We start from the raw sequence: 18,256 nt of genomic DNA on the forward strand, positions 1-18,256 counted from the left end.
CATACCGATGAGTGTACCGACAGCGCCCTGACGTGCCAAGACCAAGATTTTACATACTGTTAACAGTATCTGCGAGATGACCTGACCACGTATTGACCTGCGCTTATATACGCTGACCAGGGGTTTTCGCAGTTTCGCGTGCGGCGGGAACTCGGCACGGTCCCGGCATGCACCTTGACGCTCTTGGTACCCCGCACGCCGCGCCCACGGTCCCGGGCATGTCTGATGATGCCCCTACCCTCGATGATGCCGCACTGGCCGCACTGCTCGGCGTGTCCCTGCCCGACCCAGCCGAGGCCGAGGATGTCCAGGCCGCTGAACTCGCTGCGGCGGTGGGGGTGGACCAGGACGACGTCCGACCCCTCGACCATGCTGATGCTGAGTCGTGGTGTGAGCACCCCCGCGTCATGCGCGCCACCACCGCCACCGGTGAGACTGGCCTGTACGCGATTGCCTGTGGGGCTCGTCTGGCCGAGGACTGCCCCCACTGCGCTGCCCGGTACGGCCACCGGTTCCGGCGTATGGCCCGGCAAAATCTGGGCCTGCCTGACGACCCTCACACACCCCCACCGGACGGCTTTTTCCTCTTCGTCACCCTCACCCACGGGTCGTGTGGCTCGGTGTGGAACGCGGCCGAGATCAAGCGCCGCCGTGGCGGCGCGGACGCCGGGCAGTGGCTCGGAGTACCCTGCGACCCGATCCGATACGGGTATGCGGCTCAAATTCTCCGGCATATGGTGGAGCCTATGCTGAGGAAGGCCTGGTCACAAGCACAACGCCGGTGGGCCGCCCGCTGGGCCGATGCCGGATACGACGTGCAGAGTATCGCTGTGCGGGAGGTCCAGGAGCGCGGCGCGGGTCACCTGCATGAAATTGTGCGGGTCCATCCTTGTCCTGTCGAGGACCGGGGGCCGCATGCCGGCTACTGGCGTGAGGGCAGCAAAACCAAGGTCACCCCGGGGGTCACCCCGGGGTCGTTCCGGCACCCGTCCCGGGGGCTGATCACCGCTGACCCCACCGGCGATGCGCGTCGGTGGGTGGTGCACTCCGCCACTGGCACCCCCACTGCTGTGATCTGGCGTGGCACCGGTGCCGCTCACTGGTACCAGCCGCTGGTGCCCTGCCCCCGCACCGATCGCGAAGTTCGAGAGTCGTACACCCACATCGTGGATATCCCCGCCCATGGGACAGGCATCCCCGCGCGTCTTGTGGAGTATGTCGGCAGTGAGGCGCATCTCGCACTGCGGGACCGGCTGGGACTGCCCGGGTGGGATAAAACGGGCCTGACCGACAAAACGCCAGCTCAGGGGCAAATCCCCGCTATTCGAGATAAGGAGGGTGTGCTCCACCCCCGGGTCGCCTGGGGCGTCGAGACTGAGATACACTCGATCAGCGGTGGTGAGGGTGGGCCCCGGCGGGTACTCGCGTACCTCACAAAAATGCTGTCTTACGTGGCAAAAGATGTCGGGGCCGCGTCTGGTGAGGGGGCGCGGCCCGGGTCCGCGCGGGGTCGCCATGACCGGCGGATGCGACTGGAGGCTCTGGCCATGGCCCCGGTGATCATCGATGACGCCTGGGACCGGATGGACACAGACGCACTGGTGGCCCGGGAATCCGGCCTGGACCGTGAACACGCGTGGCTGGATGCGGGGCTGCCCATGCCCGCCGATGACCCCCGCCCCACCGGTCGTATCGCCGATATTGCGGCCCGCCGGGTCGTACTGCGTCGCGCTCTGGCCCTGACTATCACCCCTACCCACCGGGATCAGCTGGTGGAGTGGCTGACCAGCCCCCGGGGTGATGTGGACCGGGACGATGTCACCCCCGCCGCTGAGGTACTGTCACGGGCCCGGCATATCCCCTGGTCACAGGTCCGGGACGCCCTGAGTGTGATGTCATGGGTGTCCGAGGACGATCACGACCGGGCTCGCGCCCTGGGTCTGCCGGACCTGCCGACTGTGCTGCTGGCCGCCCGGCGGGCCGCGACCCGCGCTGTGGGTACGGCGGCCCGCTGGGCTGGATACCGGGGGCGGGCCTGGACCGCCCAGGGACGTACGTACACCATCGCCGATGTGCGGGCCGCCCAGGCCGACTATGCAGAGTGCTGCCTGGCTGAGCAGGGGCTCATGCCCGACCCCACCCCGGTGCAGTGGCACACAGTCCCCCGCGCGGACCTGGCAGGGGTGGACGCACAGACCCTGCCCCGGGGACGAGCCCCGGTCCCCGCATAGCCAGAACCCAACCGGGTCCGCCAGGACCCGGGCGGGAGCCCATCTGTGAACCCGACTGACCCCCAGGTCAGCCGGGCTACAGGCATATCCACATGCGGAAAAACGCCCTGAACTGGGCCCCAGCGGGCCCAGAGAGGCCGGTGTGGAGGGCCCCGGAGCGCAGCGGGGGCGGACCGGCGGAGCCGCACGCCGCCCCCGGGGGCCGGAATACCGGTCTCGGCGGGCCCGCCAGGGCCCCGCGAGCGTAGCGAGCGAGCAGCGGCGCAGCCGCTGCCTTGAACCCAAAATAATCCTGGCACGCATCTGTTGTGTGACGAACGTCACAGAACTATTTTTCGGGCGATCCTAAAACCGCAGGTCAGAGGCTTACCGATCTTCGGGCAGATTTGGGCCACCCGCATCCGCCGGCACGGTACATGGTGTCAGGCAATCAGGCCCGACACCATCCCATCCCCTATCTACAGGAGTAGATCCCGTGGCTCTCACCCACATCACCGTCCCCCCGTCCACCTACACCCTCACCGCCCTGGAGTCCACCGCCCGCCCGGTAGTCCAGTACGACCCGAAGCTCTCTCGTGACGAGCAGCCCCAGAAGATCGACAAGGCCTCTGGCCTGCCTGTCTGGCAGGTCCAGGGCGCTGTCACCGTCGAGGGGGAGCTCGCCCACAACGGGACAGTAAAAATCCTCTCCGAGGCCGAGCCGCGCGTACAGGCCATGACGCCGCTTCGTGCCGAGTCCCTGCGCATCACCCCCTGGGTTGATGAGCGCGGCTCTCAGCCGCGCGTGGCTCTGAGCTGGACTATCACCCCCGCTGGCGCGCCCGCAGGTCCTGCTGCATCCAAGGGCGACGCGAAGTGACCGGCGGGCCGATCGACCCAGTCACGCTGGGCCGCAGTGCGGTCGATGACCTCACCCGATCTGTCCGCTACCTGGTCACCGAGCGGGTGCCCGGCAGCGTCCTGGAGGCTGCTCCCCAGCGCCGGTGGACCTCCACCGCCGCCCTGCTCGATGACGCCCGATCCATCCAGCGGGCTGCTGACGATCTTGTCCAGGCCCTCACCGAGCTGCACACCCACTAACACCCCCCCCCTCTCCCGTCCCCGTGCAGGGGGCGGGGTCCGGAAAGGACACCCTCTTGTCTGCTGATACCTCCCCGTGGGCCCGCCTGGCCCTGTGGGCCGGGCATGTGCTCTGGCTGCTTGCCCCCGCTCTGGTCCTGGTCCTGCCTGTCCTGGTCCTCACCGAGTCCGGGACGTGGCAGCGGTGGCTCGCCGCCGGGCTGGTCGTGGTCCTGGCCTGGCGATTCCGAGGCCGGTTCACCCGCCGGTGGGCCCGGCTGCGGCTACACCGCCGTATCACCCACTACTGGGCGGAATCTGGTCTGTGGGGCGACACCTGGCCCCGTGTGCGGGTCACCCCCGGTACCGCACGCGGATCATGGAAAATTCAGGTCGCCACCCCGCCACACGCTACAGACCGGCAGGTCAGAGACCTCGACGATGATCTGGCCGCGCATCTCGGGGCCTACATCGTGCAGTCTGCCACCCCGGGGATTTCTGCCCGCGCGGGCGCGGTGGAGTTTGCCCTGGCCCTGCGGCCCGGCGTCCTGACCCAGGAGAGCATCGAGGACGTGTCCCTGGGCACCCTCGATGCAGATCGATGGACTATTCCCGTGGGTATCGACGGTCTCGGAGAGACCGTGCACATCACCCCGTGGACCCGCGCAGCCGGGGCCGAGCGCCTGCTGATCTTCGGCACCTCCGGGTCCGGAAAGTCCAGTGCGTCTGTGCGTCTGGTGCGGGCCGCCCAGGCCCATGACCTGGATACGTATGTGTATGACCCACATAGCGGCTCCATGCGCGGCCTGCATGCCGACTGCACGACTGCCGCGACCACCCCCACCGAGGCCCTCGACATGCTCCGGGAGGTCAAGCGGGTGGTGCATGAGCGGACACAGCGGCTGGCCATGGGCGAGACTCTGCGCCCGGGAATCGCCGTGGTCGAAGAGTTTCAAAATTTGCTGCAATCGGAAGAACTCGTCACTTACGAGGGCAAGAAAAAGGTTGACGGTCGCCGGGAAATTGAGGAAATTATTGGGTATCTCTCCCGAGAGATTCGCAAATCCGGTCTGGTCCTGGCCCTCACCCAGCAATCCCCGACTGCAAATGCGGGTGGCGGCACCGAAATTCGAGATCAAATGTCGATTTTCTGCGCATTCGGTACTCCTGCCTCCCGTGCGGGGCTGGTCCTCGATGAGACTGGGGCGGAAATGTGTGCCCGCCTGCTGTCAGCTCCCCCCGGGGCCTGCGTCCTGGCGGACATGTCCCGCGACTCACAGCATGCCGGGGCGGCCGTGCCGATCCGCATGCCCGCCGCCGGAGCACCGCCTATCCCCACCCCCACCCTGTCAGAGCAGGTAAATGAAGCTTTTGATGACATTAATTCGGGTACTGATGAATTTCCGCCAATTAATTTCGCACCACCCACCAATAATAAGGAGAAATAAAAGTGTTTCTACAAAATGGTGATGCTGATTCCGAATCACTGCAAGCATTCCTCAAATCCACCACAAAAGGCAATCTATTCACGATAAAGATCGGGTGCGCATCCTGCGGGACACGACTCGAAATATCGCGCATGCAAATTGATGCACATGAAGACTACGAAATTTGGCATATCGAATCCAGCGGTGATGTCGCCCTCTGCTCTGCGTGCTCCCGTCGGGACATGTCCTCGGACATTTCCGGAGACCGGGAGCGGGAGCTGACCTGCGTGCAGATCGACATCCCCGCCGATGTGGCTGATCATCTCGGGGCAGAGGGCGAGATGTGCGGGTGGGTGACCTCCGATGAGCTGCGGATGATCCATCGACAGGTCCGCCAGCTGGAGGACGCGGGGTCTGAGGCATCAGTGCAGGTCATCGATGAGGCCCACCGACGGCAGGTCCGTATGGGCGGGAAGCACCTCAACCAAAATCTGTGAACTTCCTGTGAATGACAGTCGGAGTCTTCTGCACCCCGCTGGAGCCCCGACGGATATAGGTACACCCCCACCCCCCCACTTTTTTAGGAGTTTTCCAGTGCGTTTCCCTCGCATAATCATCGTCCCCGCTCTCGCCCTCGCCACCGCTGCTGCTGCCGGTCTGGCCGCATGCAGCGCCGACCCTGACTCGGCCCCCGCCTCTACATCCCCCACCGCTGCTGATCTGGTGGTCACCCCCTTGGAGGCGCGTGCTGAGGCGCTGGGCATCTCCACCGCGTACCCCCGGGGGCTCGGGGTCACGATCGATCTCACCGACAACCGACCCAGAGCGGTCGTCGGTGCGCTGCGGGGCCAGGACACCGGCCCCACCTACACCACCGGCGGCATCACCACTGATCCTGCATATCGGATTCAGTGCGCCCCTGGGTATCACATCGCGGAGGACCACCGCCCGGTCCTCGCAGAGATTTTCGGCCCCACCTGGGACCCCGAGGCCGAGGCAGTGGTGCTCCCAGATCCGTGGGCTGATGGGCCACTGGCGGCGGCGCTGGTGGACCAGCTCCCCTGTGTCCCGGTCGCTGCGTAGGCCCCCGGGTAGGCCCCCAGATGGGAGGCATATCTCGTATATGTGCAGGCAGACCTGCATCAGGATCGAGTCCTATATCCTCCGCCATACGGAAACCCCCGGTCCTCGGACCGGGGGTTTCGTGCATTCGCGGCACTGTCGCGGCACCGATGGGGTTGCCGGCGTCCCTTCACGTACCCGTTTCGGTCAACTCATGTGTAGTGGGATGACCGATTCGGGTACGCGAAACTACGCGACGCCCTGACACCACCGATCAGTCGAAGAACCCCGGGACGTCCAACGCCCCGCCGGCGGCCTCGAACTCTGCGAGCACCTCCGCGGCCAAGGCCTCATCGTGCTGCACGTCCAACAATGTGGCTGCCAGCCCGTACGCCCCGTCGACCACGGCGTTGCGACCACGGCGTGAGGTCGTCGCCGCGGCGAACTCGCGGGTGTGCAGGGCAACGTCTGACTCGCTGACCTGGATCAACGGGTGCATACCCGGAATCCGGTAGCTGACATTGCCGAAGTCCGTCGACGCCGCAATGGTCTCCGACACCACACCGCGGGGCAATGGTTCACGTCCGCGGCGCCGCTGCGCCCGCACCCATGAACCAGTGAGGGCCTGATTGGAGCGCACCGGCAACGACGGCGGATGCTCGTCCCAGGCCAGGGTGACACCGGTGCCGGCCATCAGCGCGGCACCGTGGGCGACGTCCTCCACCCGCGACGACAGGTCGCGCAGTGTCACCGGGGCAGGCGACCGGACGTAGACCTCCAACTGCGCGAAGGAGGGGATCACGCTGGCCTGCTCCCCGCCCTGCCGGATGATCGCGTGGATCCGGTCCCCCGGCGGCGTCTGCTGCCGCAGCAACCCGAGCCCCTGGTAGAACAGCGAGGCTGCGTCGAGGGCGTTGCGTCCGGCGAAAGGCTGGGCCGAGGCATGCGCCGAATGCCCGTGGAAACTCACCGTGAGGGTACGACGTCCGATCCACAGCTGGTCAGCGACGTCCTCCCCGTAGCCGTGCGCCATGACGGCCATGTCGATGTCGTCGAAGGCGCCCTCGCGAGCCATGTACTCCTTGCCCGTGTGACCCTCCTCGGCCGGCGTGCCGAGCAGGACGATGCGCCACGGCACCGCCGTGGGATCTTCGGCGCGCAGGGCGGCCAGCGCGAGGAAGGCGCCAAGGCCCATCGCGGCGATGGTGTTGTGGCCGCAGGCGTGACCGAGGCCAGGCAGGGCATCGTATTCGGCGAGGACGGCGAGAGTCGGGGTTGGGACTTCATCGCCGTCGGTGTCGACGGTGCGGATTGTGCCGGCCGTGCCATCGGCGGGGACCTCCCCCAGCGCCGGGAGCTCCGCTCGTAGCGCGGTCTCCAGTCCGTACACCCCGACCTTTGCCTCGATGCCGTGCCGCTCCAGCACCTCGGCCAGTGCGGCCACCGAGCGGTGCTCCTCAAAAGCCGTCTCCGGGTTCTCCCCCAGGTCCAGCATCAGTGCGACCAGCTCCTGACGCAGCTCGTCGACGTGCCGCTCCAGACGCCGCTGCAGCGCATCCCCTGCGCCGGCGAACCCGGTGCCGGGGTGGGCGACCTGGTGCCGTCGGGCACTGGTCTCCTGCCGCAGTACCTCGAGATAGTGCGGTGACGGCGGCAGCGGGCGGGACAGGTCGTCCCGCCCGCTGCCGGAACTCGGCCGGAGATGCTCGTCCATGCCGTCGTTTCTACCGGAGTGGCGCGGTTTCCACCGGCGGGCGCCGGTTTATACCGGCAGTGTCGCTGCTGTCGCTGCCGTCACTGCTGTCGCTGCTGTTACTCACCCAGCTGGCCGGCGCGCCAGTCCTCGACGAACTCCGGGTTGTCCTCGACCCACTCGGCGACAGCGTCGTCGAGGTTCTCACCGCCGTAGTTATCCTCGGAGAACATCACGTTCTCCAGGGACGACAGGTTCTCGTCGTTGATCACCAAGTTCTTCAGAAGCTGGGAGACATAGGGGTTGTCATCGGAGAACCCGCTGCGGGAGAAGTTGTAGATGATCTCCTCCTCGCCCATCGCACCCTTGGGGTCTTCCAGGTCACGGACCGGGAAGGCATCGTAGGCCCAGTGCGGACGCCACAGGGTCACGGCGATGTTGTCACCGCTATCCGTGGCCCGCTTCAGTGCGGCCAGCATCGCCGGGGTCGATGAGATCTGGAAGTCCAGGTTGTCCAGCTCGTACTCCGGGATCGCATGGTCCTGGGTCTGGGACGTCAGACCGGCACCGGGGTCGATGCCCACCAGCGTGTTGTCGTACTCGTCACCCATCGTCGCCAGATCCCCGATCTCCTGGGCCGGGGAGTCCTCGTTGACGGCAAGGGTCAGCACGGCGTTGTCGTACCAGCAGCCCTGGGCCTCCATGTCGTCGCCGTACTGCTCGATGTAGTTGTCGTGCGTGATCGGCAGCCAGCCGTCCATGAAGAGATCGATGTCACCCTGGGCGACACCGGTGTACGCCGGGGCGGCGTCATAGCCCGTGATGTCTACGGTGTAGCCGTCCTCCTCGAGCACGTGCTTGAGCAGGTGGGACGCGGCGAATGACTCGTCCCAGCCGTTGAATGCCGCGACCGAGATCTCCTTGTCGTCGTCGGTATCCAGGTCGGCGAGGTCCGCGGAATCCTCACCAGGGGTGCAGTCCTCGTAGGCGCTGACATCACTGCCGGTGTTGTCGTCTCCTCCACCGCCGCCCTCGTTTTCGGCGCCACAGGCGGTGGCGACGAGCGCGGTGGTGACCAGCAGTGCGCCGAGGCCCGCCGTTCTACGAAGTCCGCTGCTGCGGGCGATTGTCTGTCGAGCTGTGGTGGTCATGGTCTCTCTCCTCCAGAAAATGACTGTGATGTGTGAAACGTCAGTGGTGTTGGAAACACCGGTAATCAGGCCTTCTGTTGCGCCCGCGCCAGCGGGGTCTTCCTGCCCAACCCGGCGGTGACCCGGTCCAGGTAGATCGCAAGGATCACCACGGCAACACCGGCGTTCACCCCGAGCGGGACGTTCAGGGTCTGCAGCGACTGCACGACCGGTCCGCCGAGCCCGTCCGCACCCGCCATGCCGGCGAGCACGACCATGGACAGGGCCAGCATGATGACCTGGTTGATGCCGGCCATGATGGTCGGCAGCGCCAACGGCAGCTCGATGCGGAACAGGATGTGCCGCGGGGTCGCGCCGAAAGCCTGCCCTGCCTCGACAGTCTCCTGGTCGACCTGGCGGATACCCAGTTCAGTGAACCGGACTCCGGGTGGCAGACAGAAGATCAGCGTGGCGATCATGCCCGGCACCACGCCGATACCGAAGATCACGATGATCGGCACCAGGTAGGCCAGCGCCGGCATCGCCTGCATGAAGTCCAGGAGGGGTTTGACGATCGCCGACACCGTCGGCGACTTCGCCGCCCAGATACCCAACGGCACCGAGATGATCACGGCTATGAGCACGGCGACGAAGACCATCGCCAGGGTTTCCATGGTCTGGGTCCACATATTTACACCGCGGACCAGGTAAAACCCGAGCACGCTGACCAGCGCGACCTTCCAGCTTCCTGCCGCCCAGGCGATGACGGCGAAGACCACGAGCATCACCGTGTAGGTCGGCGCACCGAGCACGGCAATGACGCCGTCGTACATGCCACCGAGGACGGTGCCGATGAAGTCGAGCAACCAGCCGAAGACTCTGGTGAACCAGTCGATGGCGTCGGAGACCCACCTGCCCAGCGGGATGCTGGGATTGACGATGCTGTCCATATTCATCGGTCAGTTCACCGCCTTGTCACTGGTGGTACCGGACGCTCCGGCGGTGCCCACACCACCATTGCCGCCTGGTGGGGTCATCGACGCCACCAGCGCCGCCTGGTCGATGATTCCGACCGGCGTGCCGTTGTCGATAACCGCGACAGCTCCGCCGGTGTCGCGGGAGACGCCGAAAATGTCGCAGACCCGGGTGTCGGGGGCGACCGTCGGCAGGTTGGACGCGGCACCGTCCAACCCGGCACCGTCCGGCGATCCGGCGATCATGATGTCGCGGGCGACGAGGACGCGCGACCGGTCGACATCGGCGATGAAGTCGGCGATGTAGCTGTCGGCGGGGTTGGTGAGGATCTCGGTGGCGGTGCCGGTCTGGGCGATGCGACCGTCGCGCATGATCGCGATCCGGTCGCCGAGCCGCATGGCCTCGTTGAGGTCGTGACTGATGAAGATGATCGTCTTGCCCAGCGCCCGTTGCAGTTCAATCAGCTGGTCCTGCATCTCGGTGCGGATCAGCGGGTCAAGGGCGGAGAACGCCTCGTCCATCAGCAGGATGTCGGTCTCGGCGGCCAGGGCACGGGCCAGGCCCACACGCTGCTGCATACCTCCGGACAGTTCACCGGGCAGTTTGTCGCCCCACCCTTCGAGGCCGACCTGGTGCAACCAGTGGTCGGCCTTCTCCTGGCGGGTCTTCTTGTCGACCCCGCGGATCTCCAGGGCGTAGGCGGCGTTGTCCCGGACGGTGCGGTGCGGCAGCAGGGCGAAGTGCTGGAAGACCATCGAGACATGATCCGCCCGCAATTTACGGAGTTGCTGTTTCCCCATGTCGGAGATGTCTTTTCCGGCTACTTCAATCGACCCGGAGGTTGGTGCCCAGAGTCCGTTGACCATCCGGATGAGGGTTGATTTTCCTGAACCGGACAATCCCATGACGACAAAAATCTCGCCTTTTTCCACGGTGAAATTCACGTCGATCACCGCGGCTGTTCCGAGGTCCGTCAGATCGTCCCGATCCGCCCCTTCCTCAAGCTTACGCACCACGTCAGGGCCATTCTCACCGAAGACCTTGTAGACGTTGGACGCACGTACAACACTCACGACATTCCACCTCCAGTGTCCGCTCGTGGCGTTGCTGACGATCTTCAACGCCGGTCTTTCATGCTCATCCAGCCTAAGGAACTTCGAGTGGATTCGCGACTCAAAGCAGGTGATTGAACGTCGTTAGAGACATGGAAATTCCCCCGAAATCAGCGTTTCACCAGCGCAGACGTCAGGGGATTCACGGAGTTCAGAATTCTTCCGCTTCACACCACTTCAGGGTGGTTCGGGTCACACCCCCGGGTGCATGCGGTCGAGTTCGGCGAGCCAGGCCCGCGCATTGCCGTCCGACGGTGCACGCCAGTCACCCCGCGGCGACAGGGCACCGGCCGGGGACACCTTCGGCCCGTTCGGGATCGCCGTGCGCTTGAACTGGGCGAAGCCGAAGAAGCGCTGCAGGAAGGAGCGCTCCCATTTCACGATCGTCGCCAGGTCGTAGGTGTAGCGGTCCTCGTCGGGGAAACCGGCGGGCCACTCACCGACCTCGGCGTCCTTCCAGGCGTGCCAGGCGAGGAAGGCGATCTTGGAGGGACGCAGGCCGGCGAGAATGTGCCACAGCGTGAAGTCGTGCAGCGCGTAGGGCCCGATCGTGGACTCGGTGGACTGCACCTTTCCGTCGGCACCCGGCGGCACGAGTTCCGGGCTGATTTCGGTGTCGAGAACGGACTGCAGCACCTCGGCCGTCGCGGCGTCCACACCCTCACCAGTGCTGATGACCCAGCGAATGAGGTGCTGTATCAGGGTCTTCGGCACCCCACCGTTCACGCCGTAGTGGCTCATCTGGTCGCCGACTCCGTAGGTGCACCAGCCCAGGGCGATCTCGGAGAGGTCGCCGGTGCCCACCACGATGCCGCCGTGGTGGTTGGCCAGCCGGAAGAGGTAGTCGGTGCGTAAGCCCGCCTGGACGTTCTCGAAGGTGACGTCGTAGACCGGCTCACCGTCACCGAAGGGATGATGCATCTTCTTGAGCATCTCGGTGGCGGCGGGGACGATGTCGATGGTCTCGATGGAGGCGCCGACCGCCTCGGCGAGCTTCACCGCATTCGACTTCGTGTGCTCACTCGTGGCGAATCCGGGCATCGTGTAGGCGAGGATGTCGGAGCGCGGACGCCCGGCGCGGTCCATCGCCCGGGCGATGACCAGCAGCGCATGGGTGGAGTCCAGACCACCGGAGACGCCGATGACCGGCTTCGGGTTGCCGATCGCCGACAGCCGCTGCGCCAGACCCGCGACCTGGATATTGAACGCCTCGTAGCAGTCCTGGGCCAGCCGGTCCGGATCGCCGGGGACGAAGGGGAAGCGGGCGAGGTCACGGCGCAGGCCGATCTCCCCGCGCGGCGGGTCGAGGGTGAACTCGACGGTGCGCCAGGTATCTTTGCGTCCTGCCTGACCAGTCTGACCAGCGGGGCCCTGCCGGTTGTCGTCGAAAGTGCCCTGGTGAAGCCGGGCCTGCCGGATGGCGTCGAGGTCGACGTCGGCGACCGAGTGCCGCGTCCCCTCCGGGAAGCGTTCGGTCTCGGCAAGCAGGGTGCCGCGCTCGTGGATCATGGTCATCCCGTCCCACGCGAGGTCGTTGGTGGATTCGCCCTGCCCGGCGGCGGCGTAGACGTAGGCGGCCTGACAGCGCAGCGACGCACTCGACGCCAGCAGGTGCCGATCGTCGGCGCGCCGCTGCGTGAGCGGACTTCCGGACATGTTCAGCAGGACGCTTGCTCCATGCAGCGCGGCCATTGCACTCGGCGGGACGGGGACCCACATGTCCTCGCAGATCTCGACATGGAAGGTCAGGCCCTTCACGTCGACGGCCTGGAACAGCAGGTCGGTGCCGAAGAGCGCCTGGTTGTCGCCAATCCGGATGGTGGCGTCCTGAATGTCCTGGATGTCACCGCCGGAGGCGTACCAGCGGCGCTCGTAGAACTCCCGGTAGTTCGGAAGGTGCGACTTCGGGACGACGCCGAGGATCTCGCCGCGGTGGATGACCACCGCACAGTTGTAGAGCCGGTTGCCCTGGGCCAGCGGCGCGCCGACAACGAGCACAGGCATGAGTTCGACGGATGCGGCGACCAATGTCTCGACCGCGTCCTCGACGGCATCGAGCAGGACGTCCTGCAGCACGAGGTCGTCGATGGCGTAACCGGTGAGGCTGAGCTCCGGGAACACCGCGAGGCCGACGTGGTCCTCATGTAGCTCGCGGGCGGCGTCGAGGATGGTCTGCGCATTCGTGGCGGGGTCGGCGATGGCGACAGGGACAGTCACGGCGGCGACGCGGGCGAAGCCGTGGGCGTAGGCGCCGGAGGACGGGGCGGTGGAGACTGCGGGAGCGTCGTGTGCTGCGGAAGCGTCAGGCATGTCCCCCAGTCTGCCAGGAGAGGTGCCCCTCGCGTCCTCTCGGACGGCCCCATAGCACCAGCTCACTCATCGCAACATAGACGGAGAGGTCACTTACAGGGCCGAAAGGTGACCTCTCCGTCTATGTTGCGCGTCTATGCTGCCCGTCTAAGACACAAGGAATACTGGCCCCGCCCGGCAGGTTATTCCTGGCATGAGCACTATTGGAATCATCGGCTCCGGCCTCATCGGAGCCACCGTCGCACGTCTGGCCATCGAAGGCGACCACCAGGTCGTCCTGTCCAACTCCCGCGAACCCCGCACCCTGCTGCCGCTGGTCGCAGCACTCGGGCCGAACGCCCGCGCCGCCACCCCGGCCGAGGCCGCGGAGGCCGGTGACATCGTGGTCGTCAGCGTCCCGCTCGGCGCCTTGGCCGACATCCCCGCCGAACCACTGGCTGGCAAGACGGTCATCGACACGTCGAACTACTACTGGCAGCGCGACGGCCACATCGACGCGCTCGACAACCGTGAGGTCACCACCTCGGCATACCTCCAGGAGCGCCTCCCCGAATCGTCCGTCGTGAAGGCCTTCAACAACATCAATTTCGCCCACCTCGGCCTCCTCGCCCGCCCGGCCGACAGCCCGGAGCGCACCTCGCTGGTCATCGCCGGCGATGACGAGGACGCCAAGGCCGAGGTCACCGCCCTTCTCAACACTCTCGGCTACAACGCTCTCGACACCGGCCCGCTGTCCGAAGGCCGACGGTTCGACAACGGTCAACCCGCCTACGGCCGCCCGTACCTCACCCCGGACGCCAACCCCACCGACATCCTGTCGATGGGTCCGGGTCGCCCCGCCACCGAGGAGGAGTTGCAGGACGCCCTGGCGGCCGCTGAGCTGCCCGCCTGAGCCAACGCGCACCAGCCGACAACAAAGGCTACGGAGAGGTCATTTTCGGGGCGTCCCGGTGACCTCTCCGTAGCCTTGTTTCTGACTCCTTGTGCGACTCAGTCGTCCGGGCCTTCCAACGAGGCCAGGAACTCGAACCTCGTGCACACCACCTCGGTCGCGTCATCGACCACGAGGTCCGGGTTCGCCTCCTGGAACTCCGGAGAGTTCCAGAACATCTCATGCCCGCTGCGCCATTCCGCGACAGACTCGTAGCCCTCCCCCTCTCCCAGGGCATGGTCCTCCGCGACCTCGTCGAGTCGGCAGATACGCACGTCGGTGATAGCGAGGACACCGTTCGCCGTCCCGTCGGAGTTAACCAAGACTTCCCGGTCACCCGGCCTCGGCAACGGGTCACCGGCGGCGCGGTACTCCTCCACCAGCGAGGTTGTCGTGGTCTTCTCCCCGTCGAGGATCGACTCGATGAGCTGGTCACGCAGCTCCCCCGGGAAGGCGTACTCCCCGATCGACCAGCGCGTCAGCGCCTTCGCGACTGCCCTCACCGGCGACCCGTCCCCGCCGGCGATGTTCAACGGCAACGCGGTGAACTCCACCCGGCTCGGCAGGTCCGCGAGCCCCCGCAGGTTCTCGATGATCAGGCAGTCCGCCCCGAGCAGCGCCTCATGCGCCGCCAGGCCGTCCGACCCGTCACTACGGTCCGGAGACGCCATGTCCATCCCGACCACGCGCACACCGGCATCCACCAGGGCAGCCGCTGCCCCCTCCGCCAGGCCGGGATGACGCAGGTAGTCATCGGTCCCCCAGTACCGGTCCCACCCGGTGGCCAGCAGGACGATCCGACAGTTGACGACCGGCATGGCAGAGAGCAGTTCCCCCAGGTGAATCTGATGCCCCGGTGCGAGGTTCGGGAGGTGGATGACCACGGCGTCCCCCATGAGCTCCCCCGGCGCGACCTGGTCGATGGTCCTCCCGCCACGGAGGACGTGGGACGGGGCGTCCACGTGCGTCCCGGAGTGCGTCCCGAGGTGCACGGTCCGCACCGAGCAGCCATCGTCGGCGAGAGTCAACACCTCGTCGACCTGCACCTCAGGATCCCCCGGAAGGACCGGCATTCCGGTGTCCAGCGGGTGAGTGAGGTCGGTGTGCTCGACGAGGTGCGCGTCTCCGGTGCTGGTCATGGTCGCGAGAATACCGGGCACGACCGTGAACGACTTTTGCGCCCCCGATTCTGGACTTTTCTGCCACTGGCTTCCGGATTCGGGGGCGCAAACGCTGCGACAGGGGCGGGGCCAAGTACAGAACCAGCGTCCGGCCAGATGCTGTCCGGCCACCCTCAGGCACTGAGCACGCGGTGCCGCCCGATCGGCAGCACCAGCGGCGTGCCCGACACCGGGTCGGGGATGATCTGCGACTTCAGCCCGAAGACCTTCTCCACCCGCTCCTCGGTGAAGATCTCGGACGGCACACCCATCGCCTCGACACCACCGTCGGCGATCATCACGATCTGGTCGCAGTAGCGCGCCGCCAGGTTCAGGTCGTGCAGCACCATGGCGATGGTGATCCCGGAGTTCTTGTTGAGGTCCGTCAGCAGGTCCAGGACCTCGACCTGATGGGCGACATCGAGGTAGGTCGTCGGCTCGTCCAACAGCAGGATGTCGGTCTGCTGCGCCAAGGCCATGGCGATCCACACGCGCTGGCGCTGACCGCCGGACAGTTCGTCCACCGACCGGTCTGCCAGTGCAGCGGTACCGGTGGTGTCCAGGGCAAAGGCCACCGCCTCGTCATCGACCCCCGACCAGCGGGACATGATGCCCTGGTGCGGGTGGCGTCCGCGTCCGACAAGGTCGGCGACGGTGATGCCCTCCGGGGCGATCGGCGACTGCGGCAGCAGGCCCAAGGTCTGCGCCAACTGCTTCGCCGGCATCGAATGCACCGACCGGCCGTCCAACAGGACGCTACCGGTGCTGGGCTTCAGCAGCCTGGACATCGACTTCAGCAGGGTGGACTTGCCGCACGCATTCGCCCCGATGATGCCGGTGACCTTGCCCGGCAGGACGTCCAGGTCGATGCCGGTGATGACCGGGTGGTCGCCGTATCCCAGCGACAGGCCCTGCGCCGAGAGCGTGTGCGTCTCGTGGGTGATGGTCGCGGTGATCGCTGCGTCGGATGCATCAGCGGTGTTTGCTGCGTCGGGTGCCGAGGTCACAGTGAGCCTCCTGAGCGGTTGGTGCGGATGATGAGGTAGATCAGGTACGGTGCGCCGAGCACGCCGGTGATCACGCCCACCGGGTAGCGGGCGTCGAAGAGCCACTGTCCGGCGAAGTCGGCGGACAGCACCAGAAGGCAGCCCACCAGCGCGGCCGGGACCAGCAGGTTGGTACCAGGGCCGACCAGTCGTGCGGCGATCGGACCGGACAGGAAGGCCACGAAGGCGATGGGCCCGGCCGAGGCGGTGGCGAAGGCGATCAGACCGACGGCCGCCACCACCAGGATCAGGCGGGTACGCGACACCCGGACGCCCAGGGCCTCGGCAGTGTCGTCGCCGAGCTGGGTGATCGCCAGGTTGCGCCACTGCGACAGCAGCACCGGGGCCAGCACGATGACGGCCACCAGCACCAGCTGCACCCCGTTCCAGGAGGCGTTGTTCAGACTGCCGCTGAGCCAGCGCATCGCCGCCTGGGTGTCGAAGGTCTGTGCCTTCGACAGCTGCCAGTTGGTCAAACTGGTCAGCACGGCGGAGACACCGATACCGACCAGGATCAGGCGCGTTCCGGCAACCCCGCCCTTCCAGGACAGGGCGAAGACCAGAAGTGCCACGGCCAGTGCCGCGACGATGGCGAAGGCGGCGGTGGCGGCCGCGGTGAGCGACAGACTGAGGATGGCGAAGACAGCTGCAGCCGAGGCCCCGGAGCTGATGCCGATGATGTCCGGGCTGGCCAGCGGGTTGCGCAGCATGGTCTGGAAGACCACGCCACCGAGGCCGAACGCCAGACCGCAGACCACACCGAGGCTGGCGCGCGGCAGGCGGAGTTCGCCGACGGTGAAGGAGGCTCCGGGGACGTCCTCGCCGAGGATCACCCGCCATACGTCGGACAACGGGTAGTAGGTGTGGCCGAAGCACAGGGAGAAAAGGTACACGGCGATGGTCAGGACGATCAGGATGCCGGTCACCGTCCACCAGCGGCGGAGGCGTCCCCGTCGTCCGGCGGTCACCGTGGCGACGGTCGCCGGCGTGGCACCCGAGGCTCCACCTGGGCTAACACCCGGGACTCCACCTGGGCTGGCAGCCGGCGTGTCTCCGAATTGTGTCTGGATACTCACAGGGCACGCACCTTCTGACGTCGGACGATGGCGATGAACACTGGTGCGCCGATCAATGCGGTGAGGATGCCGACCTCCAGTTCGGACGGCCGGGCGACGATGCGTCCGACGATGTCGGCACCGACCAGCAGTGCGGCACCGGCAACAGCAGAGAACGGGATCAGCCACCGGTGGTCCACCCCGACCAGCAGGCGGCAGGCGTGCGGCACGACCAGGCCGATGAAGCCGATGGGGCCGGTCACCGCGGTCGCCGCACCGCACAGGATCACTGCGCCGAGAGCGGCGGTGAGCCGGGTGAGCGCCACGTTCTGTCCCAGCCCGGCGGCGAGTTCATCACCGAGGGCCAGGGAGTTCAGTCCGCGGGCGGACAACAGGCAGATCAGCGTCCCCACGATGAGGAACGGGGCGACCAGGCGGATGGAGTCCCAGGTTCCGCCGCCGACGCCGCCGATCTGCCAGTCGCGGGCCAGGTCGACCAGGTCAGCGCGGGTCAAGGTGACGGCACTGATGAAGGAGGTCAGTGCGGCGGCCGTGGCTACGCCGGCCAACGCCAGCTTCAGCGGGGTCGTCCCGCCGTGGCCGAGGGAACCGATGATGTAGACGAAGACGGCGGTGACCGCCGCGCCGAGCATCGCCAGCCAGATGTACTGGTCTGCCGAGGTCAGGCTCAGGTAGGCCATGCCGAGGACCACGGCCAGGGCCGCGCCGGTGTTGACCCCGAGGATGCCGGGGTCGGCTAGCGGGTTGCGGGTCACGCCCTGCATCACCGCACCGGTGATGCCCAGTGCCGCCCCGGCGAGGACGGCCAGGAGGGTCCGCGGGATCCGCTTGGCCACCGCCCCCTGCTCCATCGTCTCGGCGGAACCTCCGTAGGCGGCGATGATGTCGTCGAGCCCGACGGAACGGGCGCCGATGGCCGTGGATACGGCCGTGAGGACGACCAGCACGGCGATCGCGGCCAGCAGCCACGTGGCGCGCAGTGCCGTGGAACGTCTCAGCCGCTCAGCAGTTGTTTCAGCGGTCGTTTCTGTGGTGGTCGTCATC

16 protein-coding genes are annotated in these 18,256 nt (G+C 66.7%); 7 read left to right on the forward strand and 9 right to left on the reverse strand.

The features are described from left to right. The first annotated feature begins 218 nt into the window (after positions 1-218). From ACTXPP_RS02950 to ACTXPP_RS02975, 6 genes are all read left to right on the forward strand, one after another. Positions 219-2,231 carry a replication initiator gene (locus tag ACTXPP_RS02950; protein ID WP_443340819.1) on the forward strand — a complete coding sequence of 671 codons (2,013 nt, stop codon included), beginning with the start codon at positions 219-221 and terminating at the stop codon, positions 2,229-2,231. 475 nt (positions 2,232-2,706) lie between these two features. Next, complete coding sequence (locus ACTXPP_RS02955; RefSeq protein ID WP_443340821.1) at positions 2,707-3,090, forward strand: hypothetical protein; 384 nt, start codon at positions 2,707-2,709, stop codon at positions 3,088-3,090. After that, entirely contained in the window at positions 3,087-3,311 is a 225-nt protein-coding gene (locus ACTXPP_RS02960; protein WP_443340822.1) for a hypothetical protein, read from the forward strand. The genes ACTXPP_RS02955 and ACTXPP_RS02960 overlap by 4 nt, the downstream gene beginning before the upstream one ends. 107 nt (positions 3,312-3,418) lie before the next feature. Further along, positions 3,419-4,738, forward strand: coding sequence for a P-loop NTPase family protein (locus ACTXPP_RS02965; protein ID WP_443340824.1), 1,320 nt, complete (start codon positions 3,419-3,421; stop codon positions 4,736-4,738). A 221-nt stretch (positions 4,739-4,959) separates the two neighbouring features. Beyond that, positions 4,960-5,214 (forward strand): hypothetical protein, encoded by a 255-nt coding sequence (locus tag ACTXPP_RS02970; RefSeq protein WP_443340826.1) that lies wholly within the window; start codon positions 4,960-4,962, stop codon positions 5,212-5,214. Between the two features lie 97 nt (positions 5,215-5,311). Further along, a complete protein-coding gene (locus ACTXPP_RS02975; RefSeq protein WP_443340828.1) occupies positions 5,312-5,800 on the forward strand; it encodes a hypothetical protein in 489 nt (162 codons plus the stop codon). Positions 5,801-6,053: 253 nt separating this feature from the next. Here the strand turns inward: ACTXPP_RS02975 and ACTXPP_RS02980 are convergent, their stop codons facing one another. The 5 genes from ACTXPP_RS02980 to ACTXPP_RS03000 all read right to left on the reverse strand — a co-directional run bounded on the left by ACTXPP_RS02980 (position 6,054) and on the right by ACTXPP_RS03000 (position 12,999). Then, entirely contained in the window at positions 6,054-7,493 is a 1,440-nt protein-coding gene (locus ACTXPP_RS02980) for an amidohydrolase (RefSeq protein ID WP_443340829.1), read from the reverse strand. Positions 7,494-7,591: 98 nt separating this feature from the next. Then, positions 7,592-8,623 (reverse strand): glycine betaine ABC transporter substrate-binding protein, encoded by a 1,032-nt coding sequence (locus ACTXPP_RS02985; protein WP_301497597.1) that lies wholly within the window; start codon positions 8,621-8,623, stop codon positions 7,592-7,594. A gap of 65 nt (positions 8,624-8,688) precedes the next feature. Then, positions 8,689-9,552: an ABC transporter permease gene (locus ACTXPP_RS02990; protein WP_301497606.1), complete on the reverse strand. Its 864-nt coding sequence runs from the start codon at positions 9,550-9,552 to the stop codon at positions 8,689-8,691. A 9-nt stretch (positions 9,553-9,561) separates the two neighbouring features. Next, a complete protein-coding gene (locus ACTXPP_RS02995) occupies positions 9,562-10,650 on the reverse strand; it encodes a quaternary amine ABC transporter ATP-binding protein (protein WP_301497599.1) in 1,089 nt (362 codons plus the stop codon). A 231-nt stretch (positions 10,651-10,881) separates the two neighbouring features. Further along, the gene (locus ACTXPP_RS03000; RefSeq protein ID WP_301497601.1) at positions 10,882-12,999 is read right to left on the reverse strand and encodes an NAD(+) synthase; all 2,118 of its coding nucleotides are present in this window, start codon (positions 12,997-12,999) and stop codon (positions 10,882-10,884) included. Positions 13,000-13,192: 193 nt separating this feature from the next. Between ACTXPP_RS03000 and ACTXPP_RS03005 the strand changes: the two genes are divergently transcribed. Beyond that, positions 13,193-13,891 carry an NADPH-dependent F420 reductase gene (locus tag ACTXPP_RS03005; RefSeq protein WP_443340832.1) on the forward strand — a complete coding sequence of 233 codons (699 nt, stop codon included), beginning with the start codon at positions 13,193-13,195 and terminating at the stop codon, positions 13,889-13,891. A 98-nt stretch (positions 13,892-13,989) separates the two neighbouring features. On the opposite strand, the gene ACTXPP_RS03010 is transcribed toward ACTXPP_RS03005, so the two are convergent. The 4 genes from ACTXPP_RS03010 to ACTXPP_RS03025 all read right to left on the reverse strand — a co-directional run bounded on the left by ACTXPP_RS03010 (position 13,990) and on the right by ACTXPP_RS03025 (position 18,255). Then, a complete protein-coding gene (locus ACTXPP_RS03010) occupies positions 13,990-15,069 on the reverse strand; it encodes a cyclase family protein (RefSeq protein ID WP_443340834.1) in 1,080 nt (359 codons plus the stop codon). Between the two features lie 155 nt (positions 15,070-15,224). Beyond that, the gene (locus ACTXPP_RS03015; protein WP_443340927.1) at positions 15,225-16,046 is read right to left on the reverse strand and encodes an ABC transporter ATP-binding protein; all 822 of its coding nucleotides are present in this window, start codon (positions 16,044-16,046) and stop codon (positions 15,225-15,227) included. 47 nt (positions 16,047-16,093) lie between these two features. Beyond that, positions 16,094-17,104 carry a FecCD family ABC transporter permease gene (locus tag ACTXPP_RS03020; protein ID WP_443340837.1) on the reverse strand — a complete coding sequence of 337 codons (1,011 nt, stop codon included), beginning with the start codon at positions 17,102-17,104 and terminating at the stop codon, positions 16,094-16,096. A 104-nt stretch (positions 17,105-17,208) separates the two neighbouring features. Further along, positions 17,209-18,255, reverse strand: coding sequence for a FecCD family ABC transporter permease (locus ACTXPP_RS03025; protein ID WP_443340838.1), 1,047 nt, complete (start codon positions 18,253-18,255; stop codon positions 17,209-17,211). Position 18,256: the final 1 nt, after the last annotated feature.

It is taken from the genome of Candidatus Corynebacterium faecigallinarum, assembly GCF_052264515.1.
GTDB classification, from domain to species: domain Bacteria; phylum Actinomycetota; class Actinomycetes; order Mycobacteriales; family Mycobacteriaceae; genus Corynebacterium; species Corynebacterium faecigallinarum.